Source organism: Paenibacillus sp. PastF-3 (assembly GCF_029893135.1).
Classification (GTDB): Bacteria; Bacillota; Bacilli; order Paenibacillales; family Paenibacillaceae; genus Paenibacillus_AQ; species Paenibacillus_AQ nitricinens.
Window position 1 is genome coordinate 385,175 of record NZ_JARXWM010000001.1, and the last position, 23,480, is coordinate 408,654.

Genomic DNA, 23,480 nt, shown 5'->3' on the forward strand with positions numbered 1-23,480 from the left:
TTTTGTTTCAAAAAACAAACCCTCCAATAAAACACCAGCCTTTACTTCATTTGATATAGTGTAAACCTAATATCTGAAATGAGGTGGGAATATGGTTTTATCCGTAAAAGATCTCTCTGTACGATACGGAGATAAAATGGCTGTCCAGGATTTAAGCTTTCATTTAGGTGTAGGAGAAGTAATTGGTTTACTAGGAGCGAATGGTGCTGGGAAGTCTTCGAGTATTGCTGCAATTCTAGGCATTGAAAAAAGCGAATTCCAAGAGCTTGTATTACTTCGGAAATCACCGATCACAGAACGAAAGGAAGTATTTCAAAAAGTTGGGGTGCAATTTCAAGATACGAATTTTCAAGATCGCCTAACCCTTGAAGAAGCTTGTATTCAATGGCGTGCTTTGTACAAAAAACCACAAGCTATCGATCCCTTACTCCATACCTTTGGATTACATGAAAAGAAAAAGCAGGTTGTGAAGTCGCTTTCTGGTGGTGAAAAGCAGCGGTTAGCCGTTTTGTTGGCCCTCTTGCCCAATCCTCAGCTCGTCTTTTTAGATGAATTAACAACGGGTCTTGATACTAAGGCGCGTAAATTGCTGTGGAAACAGCTTTTAGCTATGAAAGAAAAAGGACTATCGATTGTACTCACCTCTCATTACATGGACGAAGTAGAAGCTCTCTGCGATCATTTAATCATTTTAAGAGATGGGAAAACAGTCGCGTCTGGTTCTGTTCAAGAAATTATAAAGCTTAGTGGACAAGTAACGTTAGAGGATGCTTATTTATATTTTTCAGGTGAGGAGGAATGGGAATGAAATTATTTTGGACACTACTAAAAATAGAGGGTAAGCTTGTTTGGAAAGGCATGGATATACTTATATTCGGGATCATACTCCCGATCATATTGGCGACTCTTTTTGGATATGTCATGAGTAAAGAAGTGCCAGCCAGCGGAACATCCATGTTTGAAATCTCCTACCCTGCTGTCATTTGTATAGGGGTACTTGCGACAGGAGTGATGGGTGTACCCCTTACCATTGCTGACTATCGCCACCGGGGGATTTTAAAAAGATTCCAAGTAACACCCGTGTCCCCTTTACACATTTTATTTGCACAAGTTATTATTCAGTTATCTTCAGCACTTGTTTCGTTTATTGGCGTAACTGCTGTATATACTTTATTATTTGATTATGAAATGGGCGGTTCATGGACAGTCTTTCTCCTCACATATGCATTTGTAGTGTGTGCGATGTACAGTATTGGGATTCTTATCGGCAGTGTCGTTCCTGATCAAAAGTCTGCAAATTTATGGAGCTCAGTTGCCTACTTCACAATGCTTCTATTTTCGGGTGCGACGATTCCGTATGAGATTATGCCACGATTTTTTCAATGGGTAATGGATATTTTACCACTTTCACATGGCATTCATTTACTAAAACAAGTTTCAATTGGAGAACCTATTCAGCACTTATTCATTAGCATTATAATTCTTGGTTTATGTATATTGATTGGTATAGGCGGCGCTATCAAATTCTTTAAATGGAAGTGAAGGTGGGACACGGATGTATAGCACCAAAGAAATCGCGAATCTTGTTAACGTACATCCGAATACCGTTCGCATTTATGAAGAGTGGAAGTATATTTCTCCAGTTCCTCGTGCAGAGAATGGATATCGAGTATTTTCAGAGCTCCATTTATTTCAGCTTCAAGTAGCAAGAACAGCTTTTCATTGTGAGATTATTCAAGGTCATAGTCGAGCAAAAGCACGTGCAATTGCAGAAGGCAGTGGTAAAAGCGATTTCAAGCTGGCTTTTAAACTTGCTCATGTCTATTTGGCTCATCTTAAACAAGAATATCAATTAGCTTTAGAAGCGATTCAATTGGTTGAACAGTGGCTCAGTGGCAAGGAATCATCGTCTAATCAAACCTATACTCGGAGTGAAGTCACTCAGTTATTGAATTTATCGCCTGAGATCCTACGCAACTGGGAAAGAAATGGTTTATTAACGGTTCCTAGACTACCGAATGGTTATCGCATTTATACTGAACGAGAATTAAACAGAATGAAGATTATTCGTACATTGCGAGCAGCGCACTATTCAATGAATGCTATTCTTCGACTAATAAATACAGCTGAACAATCAAAGGAACTAAGCATCAAAGAAATACTAGATACGCCTGGAGAGTTCGAAGATATTGTCACGGTAACGGATCGTTTAATTTATTCTCTAGAAGAAGCGATAGATAAAGCAAAAAAAGTTATTCAACTGTTAGAGACCAAAATCAAGTATGATTTCCCGCGCTAAGTTGACAAGTAACGGCATGCGTTTTAAACTGTTACCAAACGAAGGGATGGTTTAACATGATTCATGTAGAAACTGAAAAGTTATGTACAAGAGGCTGCTCCGAACAAACGGATACAAACGATGAAACGTTGTCCGGAGCTTAATCAAAAGCGTAATGCTTTTATATCATCGAAGGATAGTGGTCTAATATAGTGTGAAATTTCATGCTTATTTGGTTATGCTATCTTCCGGTGTTAATGATTAAGAGGCTGTAGACAATTTTCGTCTACAGCCTTTTGTGTTATAGTGCTCAGTTTCTACACTGACATTTGTATGTTTGTGCCGTTCAATCGTGTACTGACAAGCAGAAGGCTTGCACCTAAAGGTGCAATGTCTTCTGCTTTTTTGCGTTCTTAATTAATTCCAGAAAAGAGGAACAGAAAATGAGTTTACTTGAGGTTTCTAATTTATCACATGCCTTTGGAGATAAGGTTCTATACAAGAATGTTTCTTTGGAACTGTACAAGGGTGAGCATGTAGGCGTTGTTGGGCAGAACGGAACGGGGAAGAGTACGTTAATTAGCATTTTGACGGGCGAAGTGATCCCGGATGATGGAGTGATAAAGTGGCAGCCCAATATTACAATCGGTCATCTCGATCAATACGCTGTCATGGACGGAAACCGTACGGTTCATAATTATTTAAGACAGGCTTTCTCAGAATTATATGAGCTAGAACGAAAAATGAATGAGCTTTATGAAACGTGCGCTGTAACTGGCGACGAAACGTTATTACAAAAGGCAGCAGACTACCAGGAACGCTTAGAAGCGCTAGACTATTATTCGATGGAGAGCAACGTCAGTAAGCTGGTTACGGGTCTTGGGATTAACGCAATTGGAATTGACCGTCCCATCGAGCAATTAAGTGGGGGCCAACGGACGAAAGTTATACTGGCCAAGCTTTTACTTCAACAACCTGATGTGCTATTGCTCGATGAACCAACCAATTATCTGGATAAGGAACATGTTAACTGGCTCGCTGAGTATCTGATTGCATTCAATCAAGCGTTCATTGTGGTATCTCATAACTATGCCTTTCTCGATAAAATATCCACTAGTATTTTCGACATTGAGGGTGAAACGATTAAAAAATACCACGGGAAATACTCAGATTTTGTGAAGCAGAAGGAACATTTACGAGAGAGTCATATCCGGCAATATCATGCACAGCAGAAAAAAATAGAAACCACTGAGCAATTCATTCGAAAAAACGGTGCAGGTGTTAATTCCAAAATTGCCCGTGGCCGCCAGAAACAGCTCGATAGGATGGAACGAATCGCTGCTCCGACATTTGTCTCCAAAGCGTCTATTCGCTTTAAGGAGCTTCCATGCATGTCACAAGTGGCGCTTAAAGTGGATCACTTAGTCGTAGGTTACGATAAGCCTTTGTTGCCTAAATTGAAGTTCTCCATTCGCGGTGGTCAAAAGCTGGTGATTACCGGGTTCAACGGAATTGGGAAATCAACATTGCTAAAGACGTTGGTTGGAGAGATCCAAGGGATTAGCGGTAGGTTTCAGTTCGCAGAACAAATTAAAGTGGGTTATTTTGAACAAGATCTAACTTGGGAAGACGATAAAATGACCCCTATTCAGGTGATTTCAGCTTATGATCCCAAACTGACTGTAAAGGAGATACGTCGCTATCTAGCACAGTGTGTTGTTAAAGATAACCTTGTAATACAGTCAATACGTACACTCAGCGGCGGGGAGCAATCTAAAGTTAAGTTGTGCCTATTACTGCTTTCAGAATATAACTTTCTAATTATGGATGAGCCGACCAATCACTTAGATGCTGAAACGAAAGATGCTTTACAGATAGCTCTAATCCAATTTGGTGGAACTGTGATTCTTGTTTCTCATGAAGAACAGTTTTACCAGGGGTGGGTTGATCGTGTGCTTAACATAGGAGATGAAACCAGAAAAATTTACAGTACTGCGGTGATCAATTCGTATAGTTAGTACTTAAACGATATGGTTAAATAACAGGGTAGGTCTTCAATATAATTGAAGATCTACTTTTTTTGGATAAAAGTGAGAGTTTTTCTGATAGGGATCGTCTATACAGTATCGTGCTTCAAGGAGGCTTTAAGGTGAAAGGACATGTACCGAAAGTTGAAAAAAAGGAAGAAAGGCAATGGATCCTAAACGTTCTGGATGGCCATAAGGAAGACTATTCATACCTCGTGAATCGATATAAGAATAAAATCTATGGCCTTTTGAGAGGAATGGGGGCTGATCACCTAGACGCGCAAGACATCACTCAGGAAACTTTTATAAAAGCTTATCGTAAGCTAGCCTCACATGATTTGAATAAAAACTTTGCGGCTTGGTTGTATACGATCGCGACTAATTTACTAAAGGATATGTGGAAAAAAGACCGGCCTACAGCGAGCTTGCCGGATGATCTTATTGAATCTTCTCTTTCAGATAATCCAGAAGAAGAATTCATTCGATCGGAGCATCGCACAGAGCTGCATCAGTTAATGCAGAAGCTACCGCCTAATTATCGTACGACTTTGCTGCTTCGTTACACCAATGATTTAAGCTATGAAGAAATGTGTACGCTCTTAGAGGTTCCTTTAAGTAAGATCCAAAATGATCTTTATCGTGCAAAACAGCGATTGAAGCAAATCATGACACACCAGGAGGTGAAGAGCGATGAAGTGCTTAAGTCCATTTGAGATCGAGCAATACATCCTAAATACACCCACCTTACGGTCTTTGGAGGTCACTGACCACGTTGCTGCTTGTGCGCATTGCAATTTAATCTATCATACGCTATTGGAAGAACAAGGGGAGTGGTCGCAAGCTTTGTTTGAGGAGAAGTTACCAGATTCCTTCACGGCTCAAGTTATGGCTTCAATAGAATTTGTTGAACTAGAGAAAGTAAAGGTTCCTGACAGGAAGCGAAAGAACCCGAAGCTTAAGAGGTTACTGAGATTAACCATGGGTGCGGCATTATTACTGGTTGTACTAAGTGCCGCGATTTTATATTCTGTACCCACACTGGCAGATACGTTACGTTCTCTTTTTGTAAAAGATAATGTGGACATTGGCCTTTTACGAGCACAAGAATTTGGGTTGGTAGAACATCCTAATATTAAGGTGAAGGATAAAGGCTATACGGTCAAAATAGATGAAGCAGTGGCAGATCCTACGCGGGTAATTGTTGCTCTACAGTTGTTCGGACCTGATGGGAAGCATGAGAAAAAGAGGTTAGTCCTAAATGAAGGAAACAGTATTGCGATTAAAGATGATCAAGGGAGGATTTTAGGGAAGTTATCTGATATTGGATTTACCAATGACTTTTACTATTTGATTGTTAATTTTTCTGAACCTTTGCAAACCGATCGAATTACGGTCGATGGTCATATTACTGAATTGGGAAATGTACGAAATAACATCCCTCTTCTTAAAGGAGATTGGAACTTCAATTTTTCAATGGATATGACAGAAGCCAATAAACAAACGTCCTCTATGCCACTATCAGGTAGCTACACTTCTCCGGATGGTTTGACATTGACCTTGAAAAGATTAACTCATATGGTACAAGGTGTCCGTTTTGAATTTGATACGGAGTTGAGTGAAGAGGCGCTAAACCGTTCTCCGGGTGAACTATGGAAGCAGCAAGGGCTGAAATTTCATTTCGAGGATGAGCAAGGGGAAGAGATTCATAGTGTAAATGCTAGGAAATTACCAAATAAGGACAGTGTGATGGCTTTCTCAAGTACCCCAGGAGAAAAACCAGGACAAATACATTGGAGCTATATGTTTAAATATTTACCGCAGGATATGCCATATACTTTTGTTTTCGATGGGTATTCTATTCCAGAGGTGGATGGTTCTAGTGTGCAATTTGAGCCAGCGAAACTGAAAGAACATCCAATACCCTTTGCATTTGATGGGGATGAGCTGATGTTAAATGATTTTACGGTGGAGTCGTCTCCTGATGCGAATGTATCAGCGAAGGAAGGGGCATTACATTTTAGTGGAAGAATGAGAAATGAGTTTATGAATGATGAATGGGTAATCAAGACAACGGACGACAAGGAATACAAACTTACTAAACAAGGAGCATTTTCTATTAAAGGCTCTGGATGGAAGGATGGTTATATTGTAATTGTTCAATCTCAATCAAATAACCAAAAGAAATATTTTGAATTCCGTGCCGAAGGACTAACAAAGATCCCTGATCGGCTTCAATTAATACGTACAATAGTCAACCGGTTGTATACCAATGTAGACTGGTCCGTTCCTATCATGGAAGCTAGCAAAAAGCAGTGAAATCAATTATTTACCTTCCGGATTGTACAAGCAGATAGAAGCTCTGTCGCATCTCTTATACTATCACAATCGAAAAGAGGTGGTAGTATATGACTGCAGCAGAGAAGAGAAGAATTCAAAGAGCTTTGAATGCTTTGCGTAAGCAAAGAGTGGTTCTGAAGGAAAGTCTTAAAAGAATTGAAGCATTGCTTTGCAGATTACCTATGGGTAGTCGTGAAAGATTTGAATTATTAGCAGTAAGAGATTCAATCGTAGAAGCGCTTCGACTGAATGCTATAGCTATAAGAAATTTAAAAGACGTTACTTGTGCTTGTTAATTCGTTGAACTTCTGAACCTTCTGATCCTTGTATCAACGATCAAAGTAAAGCTTTTTCTTGTCACATTAGGAGGATACTGTTTTTCTTTCTTATTGATCTGACGGGTAACGATAGCTCAATAAACACGATAAGGCAGCCGGTCAGTCAATGTGATCGGCTGCCTTTATTCAGCAAACGGGCAGGATAGTTGAAGTTCAAACGCGGGAAAACGTATCATAAATAGGGTTTAACCCCTATACCAAATAAATACTATAAAGGATATGGAAGATGGGACAGAGGGGCCTTTTTTGCGAAACAAGAAATATATACATGGGTCTGTGAAGTTTACAATAGTAAACTAATCATTGAACGTCTAGCATTAAGTATAATGGAACGACGAATTAGGCAGATAAGGCGTACTGCGGGTTGTTTATATTATCCTCGCATAATTTTTTCGAAATGGAGAGTTTATGAAAAAGTCTATTGTTTTTGTATTAACGATACTTATATTATTCTCAGGATTCGCAACACAAAGTTATGCGTCGTTGTCAGATACGCAATCCGGGGCAATACAAGCGTTGCTGGATGATGCCAGTCGTATATCAGGTGTGCCGGGAATGTCAATCTCTATACTTGCTGATGATGAAGTGTTCTACTTTTCTTCCGGGTATGCAGACCGTGAAAGTGGGGTGTCTGCAAGTGAAAATACACTATATGAGTTGGCCTCGGTCAGTAAAGCCTTTACCGGCATGGGTATTCTGCTGTTGGAGGAACAAGGGCTACTGTCAATGACTGACACTGTCCAAAAATATTTACCTTGGTTTACGTTAAAGTATCAAGGGGAACCTGTTGATATGCAAAGCCTTACACTCAATAACTTTCTTCACCATACTAGCGGCCTAACAAATGTTAGGCATTCTCAAAATATTCCACAAGGCAATACACCAGATTTGCTGCAAAAGACTGTGGAAATGCTGGTAGATGCTGAGTTGGCGTTCCCTCCCGGTGAACAGTATAGCTATGGGACCGTTAATTATGACGTATTGGGTTTGGTTATTGAGATTGTGTCGGGACAAAGATATGAAGACTTTATGAGGGAACAGGTATTTCAGCCGTTAGGTCTTCACCAGACGTATGTTTATAAAGAAGATGCTCAAGCCACCGGACAGATGGCACAGGGCTACCGTTCCTCCTTTTTTATGACAACTCCATATAACGCGCCGGATTATTCCGGGAATAAACCCGCAGGCTACATCATTTCTTGTACAAAAGATATGGCGCGTTGGATGGGCATACAGATGGGTATTGTGCAGGACATACCCGAAATATTCCATACGGTTATCGAAAAGTCACATCAGGGGGATATGTCTGTTCCGGCTGTAAACGAAATGTATTATGCGGCGGGCTGGTCGGTAAACGCCAACCAAACGATTATAGAGCACCCAGGGGGCAATCCCAATTTTGGAACCGAAGTGATCATACTGCCAAATGAACGAACAGCCGTCTGCTTGCTGACCAACGGCGCAAATATCAATAGAAGCATGGTACTAAAAGTTAAAGATATATTAGACGGCAATCTAACGCAGTCATATGAAATAAGCGGCATACAGCTTTTGGACATCATTTTATCGTCTACCACAATTATTCTTTGCTTATTGGCCGTTCTGTTCTTTCTCTTAGGATTACATAGAAGGAAAACGAATGAGCGGCAGCCAATGACAAAAAAGCGAAAAATCGTAACAGCTATTTTGCTGATTGCTACGATTGCCCTATGTATAATGTGCTGTGTATTAGATTGGCCAACGATACTTATTTGGCAAACATATAGTATTCTTACAGCTCTGATTTCGTCGGCATTATTAACAGCAAGCATAACATGGTTAGTATATACTCACCGATATAATGCCTCGATCCGAAAATAAGCATTTTGTTCGTTCGCTTTATTGGTAAAATGCGTATAGCGTATATTGTTTGGTACAGCGGAAAGTAGAGTTACGAATAACACAAGAAGAATTAAACTATACTCAACTGCTTTCTTGTCTACCGCTTCTAACACTTGACGAGGCGTTTTAGTACCTGCTATGATTTCTTGAATACCTGAAGTCATCCCTTTCAAAAAAAGAGGTACCTCCTTTATTATCGACCCGTTGAATTACAAGCGATAGCGGATACATGGAGGATGTAATCTCAAATCTCATACATTAAAAGAGACAGTTTTGAGGAGTATTCGTATGGAACATAAATTAACCTTAATTAATGTTTTTGCCGGCATAAATTCAGAGGAAGCAGTCTTTGAAGAGCTTCCTGCAGAATGCATAAGCGATAAAATATTCAAATTATGTGCATCTCCTGGGCTGGCTCTAGGGCTTGCGAAAGGAGATACAATAAAACTCCATCCCAATGGAGAGTTTGAATTAATAAAACATGGTGGAAACTTCTGCATTCAAATTTACAAAGAGGAGCTTGTTAAAGAAAAGATAGAGACAGCTGAGTCTATAGTCAAACGAGAGCTTTCCGGTTCTTTAGATGGATTTCATAATGGCTCGCTTGCTTTCACCGCGCCCATCAGGAATGGATTTCATGCCACCAATAAGGTTTTCAATGTAATTAGAGATTTATTAGAATCGGAGTACTATTACTCTAATATTTACGAATATCCATATAATTTTGACGATGAAGAGTTAGTTAGCTGGGCTAGAGATCTGGATTAATCGCTTTAAAATATCAGTTCTCCGTTTTTACTAAAGGCTCTAGCCTCTATTGAGCATCAGCTTTCCGAAGTAGATGATATTGTCCTTAAAGCTCAAGAAGCAGTCATGAAGCACGATTCATCGAAAAGAGATTAATAACTTCTGAATTGGAGAGATTTACCCTTTCAATTACTGAAATGGCAGGCCGCGAACGATGAAGATCTAATTCCATTCGGAAAACTGGAAAACCTATTGAGAATGAATGGATGATAAGCCCTCTTGATTGATGAACTGCTTTCATAGATAATCATCACTATTCCATAATTGATCCCACTCGTCCTGATTAATAAGAGCAGTTCAATATCATTCGCACTAAACCAACCATACCCCCACAGGTGGGTCCTTGGCTCGCGAACCACGTTGTGGAAATTCAAACCATGTCTACGGTGGTGCCAGAAAGTCCAAATGACACTGTGAAGCGCTTGCTCGGCAGAGAGCCCCTACGCTAAATGCTTTTCTGCATGAGTGGTAGAAAATTTCCGGTAGAGGCGGAGTCCACCTATTTTGAAATTTGTGTCGTCGTTGGCAGCATTTTATTCCGATCTCAGACAAGTCTTTGAGCTGACGAAAAACGATACTTTAATAAATAAGCAGCAGTCTAGGGCATTATTTTCCTTGAACAAGGGTAATGGTTCTAGAGTATGATAGCGGAATTCTTGGATGAGAGATCAGGATTACTGATGTACAAGGTAGAAGACAACTGAAAGTAGAACAAAAGAGTGAATTCCTTCCAAAAGCGCCGTAAGGCGTTTTTCATTGTGCAGTTTGTCTTTGAAATCCGATATGATACTATAAGCTTAATGTGCTGAAAACGTATAAAAGAGAGGGATACATATATGACCAACAAGCTATACTACAATTCTACATACCTTACTGATTGGGAGACTTGTATCGCTGAAACCATAGAACGAGAAGATGGACTCTATGTTATTTTGGAGGAGACGGCTTTTTATCCGCATGGCGGTGGGCAACCTTGTGATTTAGGGACTATTGGGGATATCCCGGTACTTGATGTAATCAGTGAGGAAGATCTTGTCCTGCATAAGCTGGAACGTCTGCCTGATGATTTATCCGTCACTTGTCAAATCGATTGGAAGAGAAGATTTGATCATATGCAGCAGCATAGTGGACAACACTTGCTCTCAGCCACCTGTCTCGACTTGTACCAGTTTATGACTCTAAGCTTTCATTTGGGTGAGGATTATTGCACTATTGATATTGAAGCGCCAGAACTGTCGCCTAAACAACTTCATTCCATAGAGTGGGAGGTTAATCGGCAGATTTACCAGAACCATAACATCCTTAGCTATTTTGTAACAGGGGATGAGGCTTCACAGCTTAAACTGGTCAAACAGCCAACGGTGACGGAGAATATCCGGATTGTAGAGATCAAAGATGTTGAATATAACGCTTGCGGTGGTACACATGTATCTGCAACAGGTGAGATTGGTATGATTAAGCTACTGAAAACAGAGAAAATAAAAGGGAATACACGGATTTATTTTAAATGTGGATACCGTGCTCTAGCGGAATTTAATAACACACAGCACATTCTAGGAACATTATCTTCCAAATTGAAGACGGGAAAAGATGAAATCATCGATCGCATTGAAAAATGGGAGAATGAACAAAAGCAGCTGCAGGCTGAAAATAACCTTCTTAAAGAGAAAAATGATGATTATGTCGTACTGGAACTTTTAACACAACAAGAAGGAAAGCAGATCGCTAAAGTGTTCGAGGATAAATCGCTGAAAGATTTACAAAACTTAGCGAATAAGCTGACTGCAAAAAGTGATGTTCCGGTATTGTTGGCTACTTCTGCAGAGAATAAAGTTGTATTTGCACAGAATGGCAGCGCGAAGGTCTCCTGTGGAGCCTTTTTCAAAGAGCATCTCAGTTCCTACAATGGAAAAGGTGGAGGCAGTGATAAATTAGCACAAGCTGGATTCCCGACATGGGGAGACGCTTTGGCGTTTTATGAGTTTGCTAGGAGTTAAGATTGCTTTATAAAAGACAGAAGACCTGACTACGGTAAACTACTGTGGATCAGGTCTTTTTTATGCCTAAAGCGAAAACAAGAAACTTTTTCCAAAATATACCGTCTAATTACATATAATTATAGAGCCGAGGGAGACGAAAAGAAATGAATAAATGGAAGGTAACGTTAGGAATCTTGACTGTTTTGATTTTAAGTACGGGGTATGGATCGGTATCCGCCCAAGCAGAAAAGCAAATTCAATTCAACTATAAAGAAATCGGAATCAGCAGTAAACAGGTGATCACGGAGAATACAACTTTTGTGCCCCTGAAATCACTCGCAGATGCTATGGGGTATACATTATCTTGGGATCAATCATCCCAAACGGCCAAGCTTGTTCGTCCTGAACGTGAGGTTATCTTCACAGCCGGTACTGTAAAGTCAAAAGTGAACGGGGCGGTAATGACCTTAACAAAATCCCCGCGTATTATAAAAGGCACGGTGTATGTGCCATTGGTCTCAGCGGTCAGTGTACTTGGAGGTAAAGCGGGGCTTAATAAAACGGATGGCGTTATCCAAATTGTAGATGAAGCTAAATTGGTTTCTGCTTCTGTAGATGGAAGATCCTATTGGATATCTCAGAAAAACGGAAATTTGTATTACCGTGCTACGTCAGCTGGAAAACCAGTAATTATTGGGCAACTACCTTTTAAGGAATCTGCGTACAACTACGCTTTTGAGATTAAAAAAATGGCCAATGGTACGGACCTACTCCAGTTGACGGACAATCATTATGCCATGTTCACGGATTTCAATAGCAGTTATCAAGTATTGGTCAAAGCGGGCACTATTCTCAAGCAAATGGACTATCATTACAACAACTCGGCTTATATCCATGCACCACAAGTGCCTTCCACTCAGCTGTATATGACCGATGGGAAGAATATGCAATATATTTCTAAGGATGGCGGTTTGGGCAAGTTATTTGAGATGGAAAAGTTAACAGGAGCAACTGGAGATTTCATAGTGGAGTATGCTGCGGAAGATGTGGCGCTCATACGTTTATTAGATACGACACACTTATATTTGGTTTATAGCAGCAGTGGGAAAATCATCAATCTCAGCGAACAACTCATTACCAGTGAGGATCGTAAAGAATGGGATAGAGTAAATGATGGCAGAGATCCATATGTATTGACCAGAATGTTAGTGTTGAAGAGTCGCAAAGGGAATGTAATGACATTCACCTATACTCCAATCCTTGAGGAAAAAGCAAAAACAGTGACATTTACACTTCAAACAAATTAATTTCAATCACTTTTATGTAATAAGTAAAAAGAGAGCGATGTTTAAAATCGCTCTCTTTTGTATTTTGAATTATTTCATCATCATCGTACTTCCACCCTTAATCTGAACAGGTTGATCATTTACGGATACCCAGACATCTATAGCCGAGTTGTTCCGGATGACCGTTTTGTCAGCACTCATTTTCAGTGAATATAGCGCAGCAACGTAATCAAAAATCTCTATATTGGTAGCGTACCAAATATCCGAATGTCCACCTGCTTGTTGGCAAAAGGATTCGATAAGCTCCCAATTGTTTTGCTGTGCAAATTCATAACTATGACCCCAAACATAACAGAGTCTCAATTTCTGGGATGGCCCTTCCATTGTAAATCGCTCCCATACGTGATGCAGATCTTCTATATGATGACATGTTGGATGCCACTCCATGAAATTCAAAGGCATATCAAACTGTTTGGTAGAATGGACAGTTCGGCTATATTCAATCCCAACAGACTGTAGAGGAGCAATGATTTCCTGAGAATATGTACCGTAGGGATAGGACATGCCTCGTACCGGATAATCTACTAGTTTCTCCAGTCGCTTACGATCTTCGAACAGCTCATCGATTACCATAGGTAAAGGTAGACGCTCTAGATGTGGATGGGTAACGGAATGGGCAGATACTTCATGGTTTTTGAGCGAATGTTTAACATCAGCAGAAGATAAGAACCCGGGTGCGTTTATCATAGCGCTATTTAAATGAAAAGTTCCTTTAATCCCATATTGATCAAAAATCTCCGCCAAGCGAATATCGTGTTTCTGTCCGTCATCATAGCTCATGGTGAGCGCCTTGGGCAATCCGCCCGGGAATAAGTTAAATTGAAGTTTCATGAATGTACACTCCTGTTCATTTGGTTATTTCGAAAATTACCTCTTCCAATTATAAACATTAAACGTTATAATCGGTTTCCACATCTAAACAATGAAAGTGTTTACAGAATGGAATACACTTATAAGGAGAGATGCTGCCTGCCTGACTTTCTCTATGTTGTAAAACTATTATATGTGAAAGACAGAAGAAACTCACTTTTATATTTTATCACTAACTTACTGAGTGCCCCAATCCTTTTTGCAGAATTGTTCACAACGAAATATGTGATCGACCTCATTCAGAACTTCAATCCTAACGCCTACCAACATATTTTGTTATTAGTGAGTTTGCTTATCCTAATGTTATATCTCGCGGGCTTTAATAGTTCTCTTCGAGCCATTTCTATCACCAATTTAACATCCACTTGTATCTATGAACTGGAACATAGTATTTTGGAAAAGACTTCTAAATTATCTACGGCACTTTTGGAAGACCCCACTACAAAAACTAAAAGAGAAAAAGCGAAACGACTTTCTTTGATTGATCTGTTAGACCAATGGACTAGCGTAACAGTTCACCTAATAACATTAGTTGCGTTAATGGTTGTCTTATCTGTTTATGGCTTCTATATTCTGGCTTTGATTATTTTAGGGGTGCAGATTCTACAGCTTTATCTTATGAAGCGAATGTCACAGAAAGTAGAGTCCATTTCAGCGGATCAAACCTCCTCTATACGTATGATCAACTATTTAGTTGATTTGTTAGTTAATAGAAATACGATTCCAGAAGTAAGAATGTATAGAATGTCCTCCTATTTGTTTTCCTCAATGAAAGAGAGCTTTAAGAGTAACTTCAAACAAATGCACCGTAAGGTTATTTATTCTGAAAGCCTCAACTTCTCCCAAAGCTTAATCATGATCTTATTAAATGGGACAACGATTGCCATTTTGGCGATCACGATTGGAAGTAGCGGACAGAGCGCTGGACTGTTTGTGTTATTACTTCAGATATCCAGTCAATTATTCATCGTTATTCCTGCATTCACAAGAGTTTACGCTGATTTGGTGAAGAGTCGTTTACGGTACGAGGATTATACGTCTTATTTAGATTTGGAAGAGCAGGTACTTAGAGATCAGGAGGTGAACTCAAATAGAAACACGGATCCGATGAAGGTCCAAGTTCACCAGTTGTTTTTTAGATATCCGACCAACGCCAATAACACCCTTAGTAATATAAACATGACTATTCATCCAGGTGAACGAATTGCTTTTGTAGGTGAGAATGGCTCGGGTAAATCTACGCTTGTTAAGTTGATCTTAGGGTTGTATCCTGCAACAGCTGGAAACATCCAGTGGTTTAAAGGTGCGCATGAAGTCTTAGCGCATAATGTGACACAGGATACCAGAGTTGTTTTTCAGGATTTCATTAAGTTACAAAGACCAATTAGAGAAAACATTGCGTTAGGTAATATGGCTACTATTCATGACGATTCAAGACTATTATCCGCGATGAGAACAGCAGAGGCTGATCATTATGGTGTTGCGTTGGACTCCTTAGTAGGTCCTCAGTTTGGAGGGATAGATTTATCTGGGGGGCAGTGGCAAAGACTTGCAATTGCGCGAGCCTATCTCAATGACGGTGCTCTAATGATTTTTGATGAGCCGACTGCTGCCTTGGATCCTTATGCAGAACAACAGGCGTTTGATACTTTTATGAAATTAGGAGAACAGCAGACTTCCATAATTGTGACTCATCGGCTGTATATGTCCAAATTCGTCGATAGAATTTTTCTGTTTGAGCATGGAGAAATCGTGGAAAGTGGAACACATGATGAATTAATGAGGGTGGATGGTAAATACAAAAAGATGTTTAATCGCCAGTCCTCTTTATATGTATGAGAAAGGAGCGATTCATGCTGAAGTCTGACATATCTAATTTTGTAATAATACTCATGAGAATGGTTAAAAAAAGTCCGATGACCTCAACGATCACTATCATAGTCCCTATAATCAGTGGATTATTAACTTTTTATTCTTACGCTGTCCAAGTGAATATCATCAACGGTGTGGCTCGCGGTGTTATGACCCTGCTCCCTATTCTATGGTTTGTTGTGATTCATGGCGTACAAGCTTGTTCATTAAGCATAACCAACATGATGAAGAATCGAATGAATGCGGAACTAACCCTAGCTTTTCAATCCGAATTGATAGATATTGCAAACCGGGTTGATTTTGAGGATTTTGATGATGAAGAGTTTGGAAATAAACTGCAAAGAGCTAAAAAGGTAGTTGGAGAAGATTTAGAGGGGATTACAGGTTTTTTGGTATCGAGTGTAGGAATTATCTCAGGATTAATAAGCATCATCTGGTTGTCGGCGACAAGTGGTTATTTCTTGGTCACATTCGTAGTAACACTAATGATCGTGACTACCTTATCCATTCGATTATTTACGGAAATTAAAGTGAGAAGAACAGGAAGAGAGCTCACCTTTGATGGAAGAATGGGTGACTATCTTGCTAACACTTTGGAAGACCCTAATGCGATTAGAGAAATGCGAATGTATAACTCCATCTCTTATTTTACAAATCTCTGGGCAATGATTATGAAGAAGCAGCATAATAAAAGATTTAGCGCCAGAAAATTCGAGATCAAAACAGGGATGGTCGTGGGTATGGTCCAGACGAGTGCTATCTTTGTAGTTCTAGTGTACCTGTTAAACAAAATGGGGGATTCTAATACAGTTACAATTGGAACAATTTCGGTGTTATTTCTAGCGCTGTTATCGAGTGGTGGTAAGATTATGAGTTTGACCTGGCCATTAAGCAAGCTTTACATCAGCAGTAGCAAATTATATGACTTAAATGAAGTACTTACATATAAGAACAGGGATTTTCGCAAAAATAACATCAATAATTCAACTGATGCTATGCTCCCAATTAGCGTTTCAAATGTCTATTTTAAATACGCCAAATCGAACAAGAATGTCTTATCTAACATCAATATGACCATAAAGCCAGGTGAGAAAATAGCCATCGTCGGTGAAAATGGAGCAGGGAAATCTACGTTGATTAAAATGTTGTTAGCTCAATATAGACCAAGCTCCGGAACGATTTGCTGGAAGGGTCATTTAGAACCTCACGGAAAGGTGTCCGTCGTATTCCAGAATGCTGTAAAGTTTGAACTGACACTAAGAGAAAATATCCTATTGGGCGATGCGAATACACCTTCAGATGATGCTAAAATACTAAGGGTTCTAGAACAATGTGAGCTGATAGATTTGCTCCATGAATTAGGCGGATTAGATGTGAATTTGGGGCAATTAGTAGAAGGAAGCAGGCAGCTATCAGGTGGACAATGGCAAAAGCTGGCGATTGCCCGCGCGTTATACAATGATGCGGAGCTTATAGTATTCGATGAACCTACTTCTGCGATTGACCCGAATGCCGAGATGGAGATCTATACGAAATTATTAGAAATCTGCCAAGATAAAGCAGCTATTTTTATTTCACATCGCTTGGGTTGGGCGAAGAATGTTGATACGATCTATGTTATGTATCATGGAGAAATTGCTGAAGTAGGAGATCATCAAGACTTAGTACATCACAATGGGATTTATGCAAACATGTACGCTTTACAATCCTCTTGGTATAAGTAGCTTATTAGATGTGATTGCGGTTGATATAAGATGGCATATTCTCCTTAACTATACTCATGAGGTTTACTAAAAAAATCCACAACAAATTTCTGGAATTGTATAGCCGCTTGCGATAAAAAGTGTTTTCTGCTCCAGGCGATGCCAAAAGTGCGCTGACAAAACGGATCGGTTATTTTCAATTGAACGATTTCTGTGTTTTTACTTCTCCTGCTTAAGGCTAAAGGGAGAGTAAAGGTGATACCCAGCCCCATCTCAACTAAGGTTTGAACGGCACTTACTTCTTCGAGCTCGAAAGCAATTAGTGGTTCGAATCCAGCTTGACGGCAAAATGCATCTGTAATTTCACGGAAATTAGATCTAGAAGACAAAGAAATGAAATTCTCACCTGCAGCTTCAATCAAAGAAATACTTTCGCGATTGGCAAAACGATGATTCTTCGGCACACTTAAACATAATTCCTCTTCTGCTAAGGTAAACCATTCGATGTCTGGTCCGGTAACAGGTGTCGAAGATATACAAAAATCAATCACTGCACTCTCCAGATCGTTTCTCATTTCTAATGCTGAGCCAAGCTGACGCTGAATGATCCGAACGTGCGGGTGAAGGGTAAGAAACTCTTTTAGTAAAGTGGGCAATACATACGGTAGTGTTACTGCTATAGATATTACTCCATGTTCAAGTCCGGCCATATCCGTGAGCTGATGCTGACCTTCATCCAGTTCCAGAAATGCTTGCTCCACACGACGAAGATATATTTTTCCGAATTCGTTCAATTTTAAATTTCTGCCTTGGCGTTCAAATAAGGGAACACCTAAGCTTTTCTCCAAACGTTGGATGGAATTGCTAAGTGAGGGTTGAGATACATTTAATTCTTTGGCGGCATTAGTCATGTGCTCAAGACGAGCAACTACACGGAAATATTGAAGCTGAAGGAATTCCATAACATTGACCTCTCTTTATTCATAACTCTAATGTGATATATCCATCATATAATATGTATTTTACTTAATTAATTTTCGGTCCTATACTATTGTAACATATAAAAAGATATAGGTAGGATGGAGAGAGTCTGCTGTGATTAGAGAGAAAATTTGGACCCGGAATTTTATTGTTGTTTGTTTGAGTAGTTTTTTTATGTTTCTGACCTTTTACATTCTGGCGACTGCATTCCCGTTATACGTGAAGGAAAGCTTGCACGGGAATCAGCAGCAAATGGGGTTAGCCATTACCATCTATGTCCTCGGAGGTGTATTGATCCGTCCTTTTTCAGGACAATGGGTTGATAAATTCGGTAAAAAGAAAATGGCGGTTATTGGGCTGGTCTTATTCCTACTCGCCTGTATAGGATACTTCGGAGCTAATGGAATTGTATTGTTTCTGGTGATTCGTTTCATTCACGGTATGAGTTATGCGGTTGCTTCGACAGCGACAAGTACAATAGCTTCCACACTAATCCCGTACTCACGCCAGGGTGAAGGCATCGGTTATTTTAGTATGTTTATGAGCATTGCGATGGTCATTGGACCAGCTTTGGGTCTTTTTCTATGGAAAGATGAGAACATTCATGTATTGCTGTTAGGTGTATGTGTGATTGCTGCGCTTTCGCTGTTATTCACATTAGGCGTTCGTATGCCCAAAGAAGCGAAGGATACGGTTAAAGAGGCCATTAGGGAACCTGTGAAGATGCGAAAGGGTCTTCGCTGGAGTGATGTCATTGAACCCAAAGCACTGCCCATCTCGCTTGTCGGATTTACGCTTGCGTTCTCCTATAGTTCTTTATCTGGTTTTATCGCTTCTTTTACAAAAGAAATTAACCAATCACAGCTTACCGGTTATTTTTTTGTGGCCTTTGCGATTATGATTGTGCTGTTTCGACCGCTAATCGGTAAAGTATTCGATAAATATAATGAACATATTCTCATTTATCCCGGAATTCTGATCTTTGCTGTAGGTCTGCTTAGCTTAAGTCAAGCTAAATCCGGATTCATGCTGATGTTCTCAGGCATCATTATGGGGGTTGGGTATGGCGCACTTATGCCATGCTTTCAGACGCTTGCACTAAAATTAGCCGATAAAGAACGTAGAGGAAGCGCAAATGGAACCTTTTTCTTGTTATTTGATTTGGGGTATGGAGCGGGTTCTTATATTATGGGTGTAGTTGCTTCTTATACAGATTACCGTATGATGTACGAAGTTGCAGGGTTCGTGACGCTTATCTCAGTTGCTGTATACTATTTGCTTCATCACCTACCTCAATCTAAGCTTCGCGTTCAAAAATCTAAAGCTGACGTTGCATAAATGTAAACGTTCAGCTGTATGATATAATTGTTGAAAAAAAAGCATGGGGAGAACAATATGACTACAATCATTGATAAAATCGCCTGGATTCATATCGAGAATGGACAAGTCTTATGTGCGCGTTCCAAAGGGAAAGATATGTATTATTTACCTGGAGGAAAAAGAGAAGCCGGAGAAACAGACGAAGAGACACTCGTGCGCGAAATCGAGGAAGAGATTTCTGTTCAGATCAAGACAGAGACGGTCTCTTATTTTGGAACGTTTGAGGCAGAAGCTCATGGTAAAGCAGAAGGTGTTATAGTTAAAATGACCTGTTATATTGCGGATTATGAAGGGACATTAAAGCCAGCGTCCGAAATCGAGGAATTGTCTTGGCTAAGTTATAAGGATCGGGATCGTGTGTCTGTTGTTACCCAAATTATTTTTGATCAATTGCATGAGAAGAATTTGCTCTCATAATCAACCATATATAGTATTTGAAGTCCGTTTTAAGCCAGCAAGTTGGCTTGAGACGGTCTTTTTATTTCTACGTGTAACGCTCGTTCGTTGGACCATAGCAACGTTTCTTCTCATTAAGGACAGATGTCCTTTTTTAAACCCTTGAATTGCTATTTAATATGTAAGAGATCGAAGTTGAGGAGAGAGAGAAATGAGAGGAATTATATTTGCGTTTTTAGCGGGGGCTTGTATTACACTACAGGGCGTATCAAATGCTCGAATTAGCCAGGATATCGGGACTTGGCAGGCAGCGACAATTACACAGTTAACAGGGTTCATCATGTCCTTCCTAATTCTTTTGTTCGTTAGAGATGGGAAATGGGGAGGATTTAAGCAAGTAAAACGCTTATATTTGATCGGCGGCGCTTTTGCAGCTGTAATTATTTTCAGTGAAGTAACGGCCATTCAGCAAATCGGTGTTACGTTTACAATATCCTCGTTATTGATTGCTCAGCTATGTCTGACGTTCTTAATCGATATTAAAGGCTGGTTTGGAATGGAAAAGAGAAAAATGAGACTGCCGCAATTCATCGGCATCGGGGTGATGATCGTTGGCGTAGTGATACTGAAATTCTAATGGCCTTGTGCAAACTCGATAAATGGAGGAGTTAAGTTATGATTATTGGTTTGATATTAGCACTTATCGCGGGATCATTCGTGAGTCTGCAAAATATATTTAATACAAAAGTTAATGAAAAGGTTGGATCTTGGGCCACGACAACTTTAGTGTTAGGGATGGGATTCCTAGCTTCATTTATCATGAGTCTTATCGTTGAAGGAAACCGCATATTTACTTTGAGAAATATGGAGCCTTGGTATTGGATCAGTGGTTTGATCGGGGTTGGGGTAGTAATATGCCTTGTGCAAGGTACAAAACGGCTCGGCCCAACGTATGCGATTTCGATCGTATTAATCTCTCAGCTTGGGTTTGCACTGCTCTGGGATTCACTAGGCTGGTTAGGGCTTGAAAAGGTTCCTTTTACTTGGAAGCAGTTGGTCGGAGTGATTGTTATTGTTGGAGGTATTCTCGTGTTTAAGCTAGGTGGCGAACGGGAAACGCAGAAGGCGGCTTAGTCTTCCCCTCAGTCGCATGTCTGTCAAAATAGAAGTGATGGCAGTCACACGAGGATGGAAGTAAATGAAATTATACTTGGGAAAGTAATAGCTCAATTATAAATAAGGAGTAGATCATCCTATGTTCATACAATTGAACTCCCAAACTATTGAAAAGTTAGAAAAAAGCCTTGATGAACGACCAGGATATTTTAAATTATTCTTCGATACAGAGGGCTGTGGTTGCAATGGCGTAATCGTAATTCAAATCATTAGTGAACCTCATCACACAGATATCCAAGTGCAGAAAGAGCCTTTTACTTTTTTGGTTGACCGGCAACAGGAGTCTTTATTTGATGAACAGATGCGACTTGAAGCAGATGAGAATTACCCGTCATTCCGATTAAGTAGTGATTCGAGTTTGTTAGGAAGTAATATTCGTCTAAAAGATATTCGTTAGGCAGGTTGGAGCAGTTGAATGTAGAGTGTGTAGAATAGCTGATGAAGCGATTCTACACACTTTTTTTATTTTTCGAGAAATAATATTGCAGACTATGTCACGTCGTGATATAGTCACGTTAAGACATATTTAAATTCGACGTATTCATAAAGGGAGCTGGGCATGTTGAACCCTGAGAAAGTATTGAAGAAATATGTACCCATGACCGAAACGGCATTCTATATTCTTTTATCCTTAGATGAGCCACGACATGGATATGGAATAGTGAAGCATGTGGAGAAAATTACGAAAGCCCGTCTTTTGTTAGGCTCTGGTACAGTATATGGCACGTTAACGAAGATGCAAAAAGATGGGATGATTACTGTTTTTGCGGATGAAGAGAGAAAAACGGTTTACGAAAGAACAGACATAGGGATGCTAATTCTTGCTACGGAGATTAATAGACTTAAAGAGCTACACGAGAATGCTATAAAATATGGAGGTGACGTAGATGATCATCAAAGTATGTAGACCCTTTTGGACTTATGATGTTCAGAAAACCGAAGACTGGTTGGCTTCTATGGCGGAAAAAGGCTATGCACTTATCCGACTCAACCGTTTAACTAGATATTTTTACTTTGAGCAGGGCGAACCGAAAGCAGCTACCTATCAGATCGTATTTGATAAAGTTCCAAATCAGTCCCTTTCAAAAGGATTATCAAATTTTGGATGGACGAAGGTGTTACAGAGCGGCAAATGGGTTGTGACGATGAACAGGCTGCCTTTAGAACAAATAAGAACATTTCCTGATCGAGAAGGGATCGTAAAGCATAACAAGAAGATCATGTATATTTTTATGGGGATATTGATTTATTTAATGGTTGCATTCCTCAATGTAATTTTGATAAGTGCAATAGCCATGAGTGTTTCCGAGTTTGGCCATTTTAATGTCTTTAACGGACCGTATGGTTTTATTCCTGCTACTGCATTAGGACTTAGCATGATCTTATGTATTTTCACCGTATATTCGCTGATCACATTAAACAAGACTAACAAGAGATTAACAGGGGAATTCATACAACCAAACAAGAAAAATGGCCAAGGGACATCCTTTCTGAAAGACAGGTTAAGTAAGAATGAAGAGAAACGTCTGAAAAGTTCAGGTCAACTTGTTATGAAGTGGAAGCTTGGATGGATGTATGCGCCGGATCGTCTTGAGGCGTGGCTAGAGGAAATGGAAGAAAAGGGATATAATCTGTACAGAGTTGGCAAAACAGGAACTGCCTTTTATTTTAAAAAAGGGAAGCCTCGTAAGATCTGTTATTGTGCGGACTTACAAAATACTGCTGATACCAATTATTTCAACATTCACACGGATTCTGGCTGGGTATGTCTGTATCATTCGAGTTCATGGAGTCAGAAATGGGTCTTATGGGGCCAAGAATATGTGCCAGGCGAAGTAAAACCTCGAATTTATAGCGATAAGTTAAATCAATTGAAACTGGCTAGACGTATAGCTTTAACGTATACAGCCATGTTCTTACCCCTCACTATTTTATATGTGTATATCATAATATTAAACATAAAATTATCGACTTACTCGAATTTGGATCGACTGCAGCTCATGAATTTGATCTTGTACGCCATCTTAATTCTAATGTTTGGCTCATATGTTAGTCGAACTTGGCTATATTACAACCGGCTTCGTAAACATCATCAATAATATCGTGGAG

Annotated in this window: 23 protein-coding genes; 20 read left to right on the plus strand and 3 right to left on the minus strand. The window is 39.8% G+C overall.

Annotation, left to right across the window (positions count from 1 at the left end; all coding sequences use genetic code 11):
* The first annotated feature begins 91 nt into the window (after positions 1-91).
* The 8 genes from M2444_RS01930 to M2444_RS01965 all read left to right on the plus strand — a co-directional run bounded on the left by M2444_RS01930 (position 92) and on the right by M2444_RS01965 (position 8,840).
* On the plus strand, positions 92-808 hold the full coding sequence (locus M2444_RS01930) for an ABC transporter ATP-binding protein (RefSeq protein WP_094876115.1): 717 nt from the start codon (positions 92-94) through the stop codon (positions 806-808).
* Positions 805-1,542, plus strand: coding sequence for an ABC transporter permease (locus M2444_RS01935; protein ID WP_094876116.1), 738 nt, complete (start codon positions 805-807; stop codon positions 1,540-1,542). The genes M2444_RS01930 and M2444_RS01935 overlap by 4 nt, the downstream gene beginning before the upstream one ends.
* A gap of 13 nt (positions 1,543-1,555) precedes the next feature.
* Complete coding sequence (locus M2444_RS01940) at positions 1,556-2,299, plus strand: MerR family transcriptional regulator (protein WP_280786100.1); 744 nt, start codon at positions 1,556-1,558, stop codon at positions 2,297-2,299.
* A gap of 422 nt (positions 2,300-2,721) precedes the next feature.
* Entirely contained in the window at positions 2,722-4,296 is a 1,575-nt protein-coding gene (locus M2444_RS01945) for an ABC-F family ATP-binding cassette domain-containing protein (RefSeq protein WP_280786101.1), read from the plus strand.
* A gap of 131 nt (positions 4,297-4,427) precedes the next feature.
* Positions 4,428-5,018, plus strand: coding sequence for an RNA polymerase sigma factor (locus M2444_RS01950; RefSeq protein WP_280786102.1), 591 nt, complete (start codon positions 4,428-4,430; stop codon positions 5,016-5,018).
* The gene (locus tag M2444_RS01955; RefSeq protein WP_280786103.1) at positions 4,996-6,621 is read left to right on the plus strand and encodes a DUF4179 domain-containing protein; all 1,626 of its coding nucleotides are present in this window, start codon (positions 4,996-4,998) and stop codon (positions 6,619-6,621) included. Before M2444_RS01950 ends, M2444_RS01955 begins: the two co-directional genes overlap by 23 nt.
* An 89-nt stretch (positions 6,622-6,710) precedes the next feature.
* The gene (locus M2444_RS01960; protein ID WP_094869890.1) at positions 6,711-6,938 is read left to right on the plus strand and encodes a hypothetical protein; all 228 of its coding nucleotides are present in this window, start codon (positions 6,711-6,713) and stop codon (positions 6,936-6,938) included.
* A gap of 450 nt (positions 6,939-7,388) precedes the next feature.
* Entirely contained in the window at positions 7,389-8,840 is a 1,452-nt protein-coding gene (locus M2444_RS01965) for a serine hydrolase domain-containing protein (RefSeq protein WP_280786104.1), read from the plus strand.
* On the opposite strand, the gene M2444_RS01970 is transcribed toward M2444_RS01965, so the two are convergent.
* Positions 8,810-9,034: a hypothetical protein gene (locus tag M2444_RS01970; RefSeq protein WP_280786105.1), complete on the minus strand. Its 225-nt coding sequence runs from the start codon at positions 9,032-9,034 to the stop codon at positions 8,810-8,812. The two genes, M2444_RS01965 and M2444_RS01970, sit on opposite strands and share 31 nt — an antisense overlap.
* 115 nt (positions 9,035-9,149) lie before the next feature.
* On the opposite strand from M2444_RS01970, the gene M2444_RS01975 reads away from it, so the two are divergent.
* The 3 genes from M2444_RS01975 (at position 9,150) to M2444_RS01990 (ending at position 12,954) form a co-directional block, all read left to right on the plus strand.
* The gene (locus M2444_RS01975; protein ID WP_094874831.1) at positions 9,150-9,629 is read left to right on the plus strand and encodes a DUF4265 domain-containing protein; all 480 of its coding nucleotides are present in this window, start codon (positions 9,150-9,152) and stop codon (positions 9,627-9,629) included.
* A gap of 875 nt (positions 9,630-10,504) precedes the next feature.
* Positions 10,505-11,665, plus strand: coding sequence for an alanyl-tRNA editing protein (locus M2444_RS01985; RefSeq protein WP_280786106.1), 1,161 nt, complete (start codon positions 10,505-10,507; stop codon positions 11,663-11,665).
* Positions 11,666-11,811: 146 nt separating this feature from the next.
* On the plus strand, positions 11,812-12,954 hold the full coding sequence (locus tag M2444_RS01990) for a copper amine oxidase N-terminal domain-containing protein (protein ID WP_280786107.1): 1,143 nt from the start codon (positions 11,812-11,814) through the stop codon (positions 12,952-12,954).
* Positions 12,955-13,023: 69 nt separating this feature from the next.
* Here the strand turns inward: M2444_RS01990 and M2444_RS01995 are convergent, their stop codons facing one another.
* Positions 13,024-13,824: a polysaccharide deacetylase family protein gene (locus M2444_RS01995; RefSeq protein ID WP_280786108.1), complete on the minus strand. Its 801-nt coding sequence runs from the start codon at positions 13,822-13,824 to the stop codon at positions 13,024-13,026.
* A gap of 432 nt (positions 13,825-14,256) precedes the next feature.
* Between M2444_RS01995 and M2444_RS02000 the strand changes: the two genes are divergently transcribed.
* Both M2444_RS02000 and M2444_RS02005 read left to right on the plus strand, forming a co-directional pair.
* Entirely contained in the window at positions 14,257-15,702 is a 1,446-nt protein-coding gene (locus tag M2444_RS02000; RefSeq protein ID WP_280786109.1) for an ATP-binding cassette domain-containing protein, read from the plus strand.
* Positions 15,703-15,716: 14 nt separating this feature from the next.
* Positions 15,717-17,459 (plus strand): ATP-binding cassette domain-containing protein, encoded by a 1,743-nt coding sequence (locus tag M2444_RS02005; RefSeq protein WP_280786110.1) that lies wholly within the window; start codon positions 15,717-15,719, stop codon positions 17,457-17,459.
* A gap of 44 nt (positions 17,460-17,503) precedes the next feature.
* On the opposite strand, the gene M2444_RS02010 is transcribed toward M2444_RS02005, so the two are convergent.
* Complete coding sequence (locus M2444_RS02010) at positions 17,504-18,400, minus strand: LysR family transcriptional regulator (protein WP_094874858.1); 897 nt, start codon at positions 18,398-18,400, stop codon at positions 17,504-17,506.
* Positions 18,401-18,533: 133 nt separating this feature from the next.
* On the opposite strand from M2444_RS02010, the gene M2444_RS02015 reads away from it, so the two are divergent.
* The 7 genes from M2444_RS02015 (at position 18,534) to M2444_RS02045 (ending at position 23,470) form a co-directional block, all read left to right on the plus strand.
* Positions 18,534-19,757 carry an MFS transporter gene (locus M2444_RS02015; protein ID WP_094874270.1) on the plus strand — a complete coding sequence of 408 codons (1,224 nt, stop codon included), beginning with the start codon at positions 18,534-18,536 and terminating at the stop codon, positions 19,755-19,757.
* 57 nt (positions 19,758-19,814) lie between these two features.
* A complete protein-coding gene (locus M2444_RS02020) occupies positions 19,815-20,216 on the plus strand; it encodes an NUDIX hydrolase (RefSeq protein ID WP_094874859.1) in 402 nt (133 codons plus the stop codon).
* Between the two features lie 190 nt (positions 20,217-20,406).
* The gene (locus M2444_RS02025) at positions 20,407-20,832 is read left to right on the plus strand and encodes a DMT family transporter (RefSeq protein ID WP_280786111.1); all 426 of its coding nucleotides are present in this window, start codon (positions 20,407-20,409) and stop codon (positions 20,830-20,832) included.
* A 38-nt stretch (positions 20,833-20,870) separates the two neighbouring features.
* Complete coding sequence (locus tag M2444_RS02030; protein WP_094874273.1) at positions 20,871-21,329, plus strand: DMT family transporter; 459 nt, start codon at positions 20,871-20,873, stop codon at positions 21,327-21,329.
* Between the two features lie 121 nt (positions 21,330-21,450).
* A complete protein-coding gene (locus M2444_RS02035; RefSeq protein WP_094874860.1) occupies positions 21,451-21,768 on the plus strand; it encodes an iron-sulfur cluster biosynthesis family protein in 318 nt (105 codons plus the stop codon).
* Between the two features lie 162 nt (positions 21,769-21,930).
* On the plus strand, positions 21,931-22,278 hold the full coding sequence (locus M2444_RS02040; protein WP_373455801.1) for a PadR family transcriptional regulator: 348 nt from the start codon (positions 21,931-21,933) through the stop codon (positions 22,276-22,278).
* A complete protein-coding gene (locus tag M2444_RS02045) occupies positions 22,259-23,470 on the plus strand; it encodes a DUF2812 domain-containing protein (protein ID WP_280786112.1) in 1,212 nt (403 codons plus the stop codon). The genes M2444_RS02040 and M2444_RS02045 overlap by 20 nt, the downstream gene beginning before the upstream one ends.
* Positions 23,471-23,480 lie beyond the last annotated feature (10 nt).

Bases quoted from the DNA above. Each gene is read 5' to 3' on its own strand.
- M2444_RS02030 (WP_094874273.1), top strand. From the start codon at position 20,871: ATGATTATTGGTTTGATATTAGCACTTATCGCGGGATCATTCGTGAGT.
- M2444_RS02005 (WP_280786110.1), top strand. From the start codon at position 15,717: ATGCTGAAGTCTGACATATCTAATTTTGTAATAATACTCATGAGAATG.
- M2444_RS01955 (WP_280786103.1), top strand. From the start codon at position 4,996: ATGAAGTGCTTAAGTCCATTTGAGATCGAGCAATACATCCTAAATACA.
- M2444_RS01945 (WP_280786101.1), top strand. From the start codon at position 2,722: ATGAGTTTACTTGAGGTTTCTAATTTATCACATGCCTTTGGAGATAAG.
- M2444_RS02040 (WP_373455801.1), top strand. From the start codon at position 21,931: ATGTTGAACCCTGAGAAAGTATTGAAGAAATATGTACCCATGACCGAA.
- M2444_RS01995 (WP_280786108.1), bottom strand. From the start codon at position 13,824: ATGAAACTTCAATTTAACTTATTCCCGGGCGGATTGCCCAAGGCGCTC.
- M2444_RS02045 (WP_280786112.1), top strand. From the start codon at position 22,259: ATGATCATCAAAGTATGTAGACCCTTTTGGACTTATGATGTTCAGAAA.
- M2444_RS01985 (WP_280786106.1), top strand. From the start codon at position 10,505: ATGACCAACAAGCTATACTACAATTCTACATACCTTACTGATTGGGAG.
- M2444_RS02020 (WP_094874859.1), top strand. From the start codon at position 19,815: ATGACTACAATCATTGATAAAATCGCCTGGATTCATATCGAGAATGGA.
- M2444_RS01940 (WP_280786100.1), top strand. From the start codon at position 1,556: ATGTATAGCACCAAAGAAATCGCGAATCTTGTTAACGTACATCCGAAT.
- M2444_RS02025 (WP_280786111.1), top strand. From the start codon at position 20,407: ATGAGAGGAATTATATTTGCGTTTTTAGCGGGGGCTTGTATTACACTA.
- M2444_RS01990 (WP_280786107.1), top strand. From the start codon at position 11,812: ATGAATAAATGGAAGGTAACGTTAGGAATCTTGACTGTTTTGATTTTA.
- M2444_RS01960 (WP_094869890.1), top strand. From the start codon at position 6,711: ATGACTGCAGCAGAGAAGAGAAGAATTCAAAGAGCTTTGAATGCTTTG.
- M2444_RS01935 (WP_094876116.1), top strand. From the start codon at position 805: ATGAAATTATTTTGGACACTACTAAAAATAGAGGGTAAGCTTGTTTGG.
- M2444_RS01965 (WP_280786104.1), top strand. From the start codon at position 7,389: ATGAAAAAGTCTATTGTTTTTGTATTAACGATACTTATATTATTCTCA.
- M2444_RS02010 (WP_094874858.1), bottom strand. From the start codon at position 18,400: ATGGAATTCCTTCAGCTTCAATATTTCCGTGTAGTTGCTCGTCTTGAG.
- M2444_RS01975 (WP_094874831.1), top strand. From the start codon at position 9,150: ATGGAACATAAATTAACCTTAATTAATGTTTTTGCCGGCATAAATTCA.
- M2444_RS01930 (WP_094876115.1), top strand. From the start codon at position 92: ATGGTTTTATCCGTAAAAGATCTCTCTGTACGATACGGAGATAAAATG.
- M2444_RS02035 (WP_094874860.1), top strand. From the start codon at position 21,451: ATGTTCATACAATTGAACTCCCAAACTATTGAAAAGTTAGAAAAAAGC.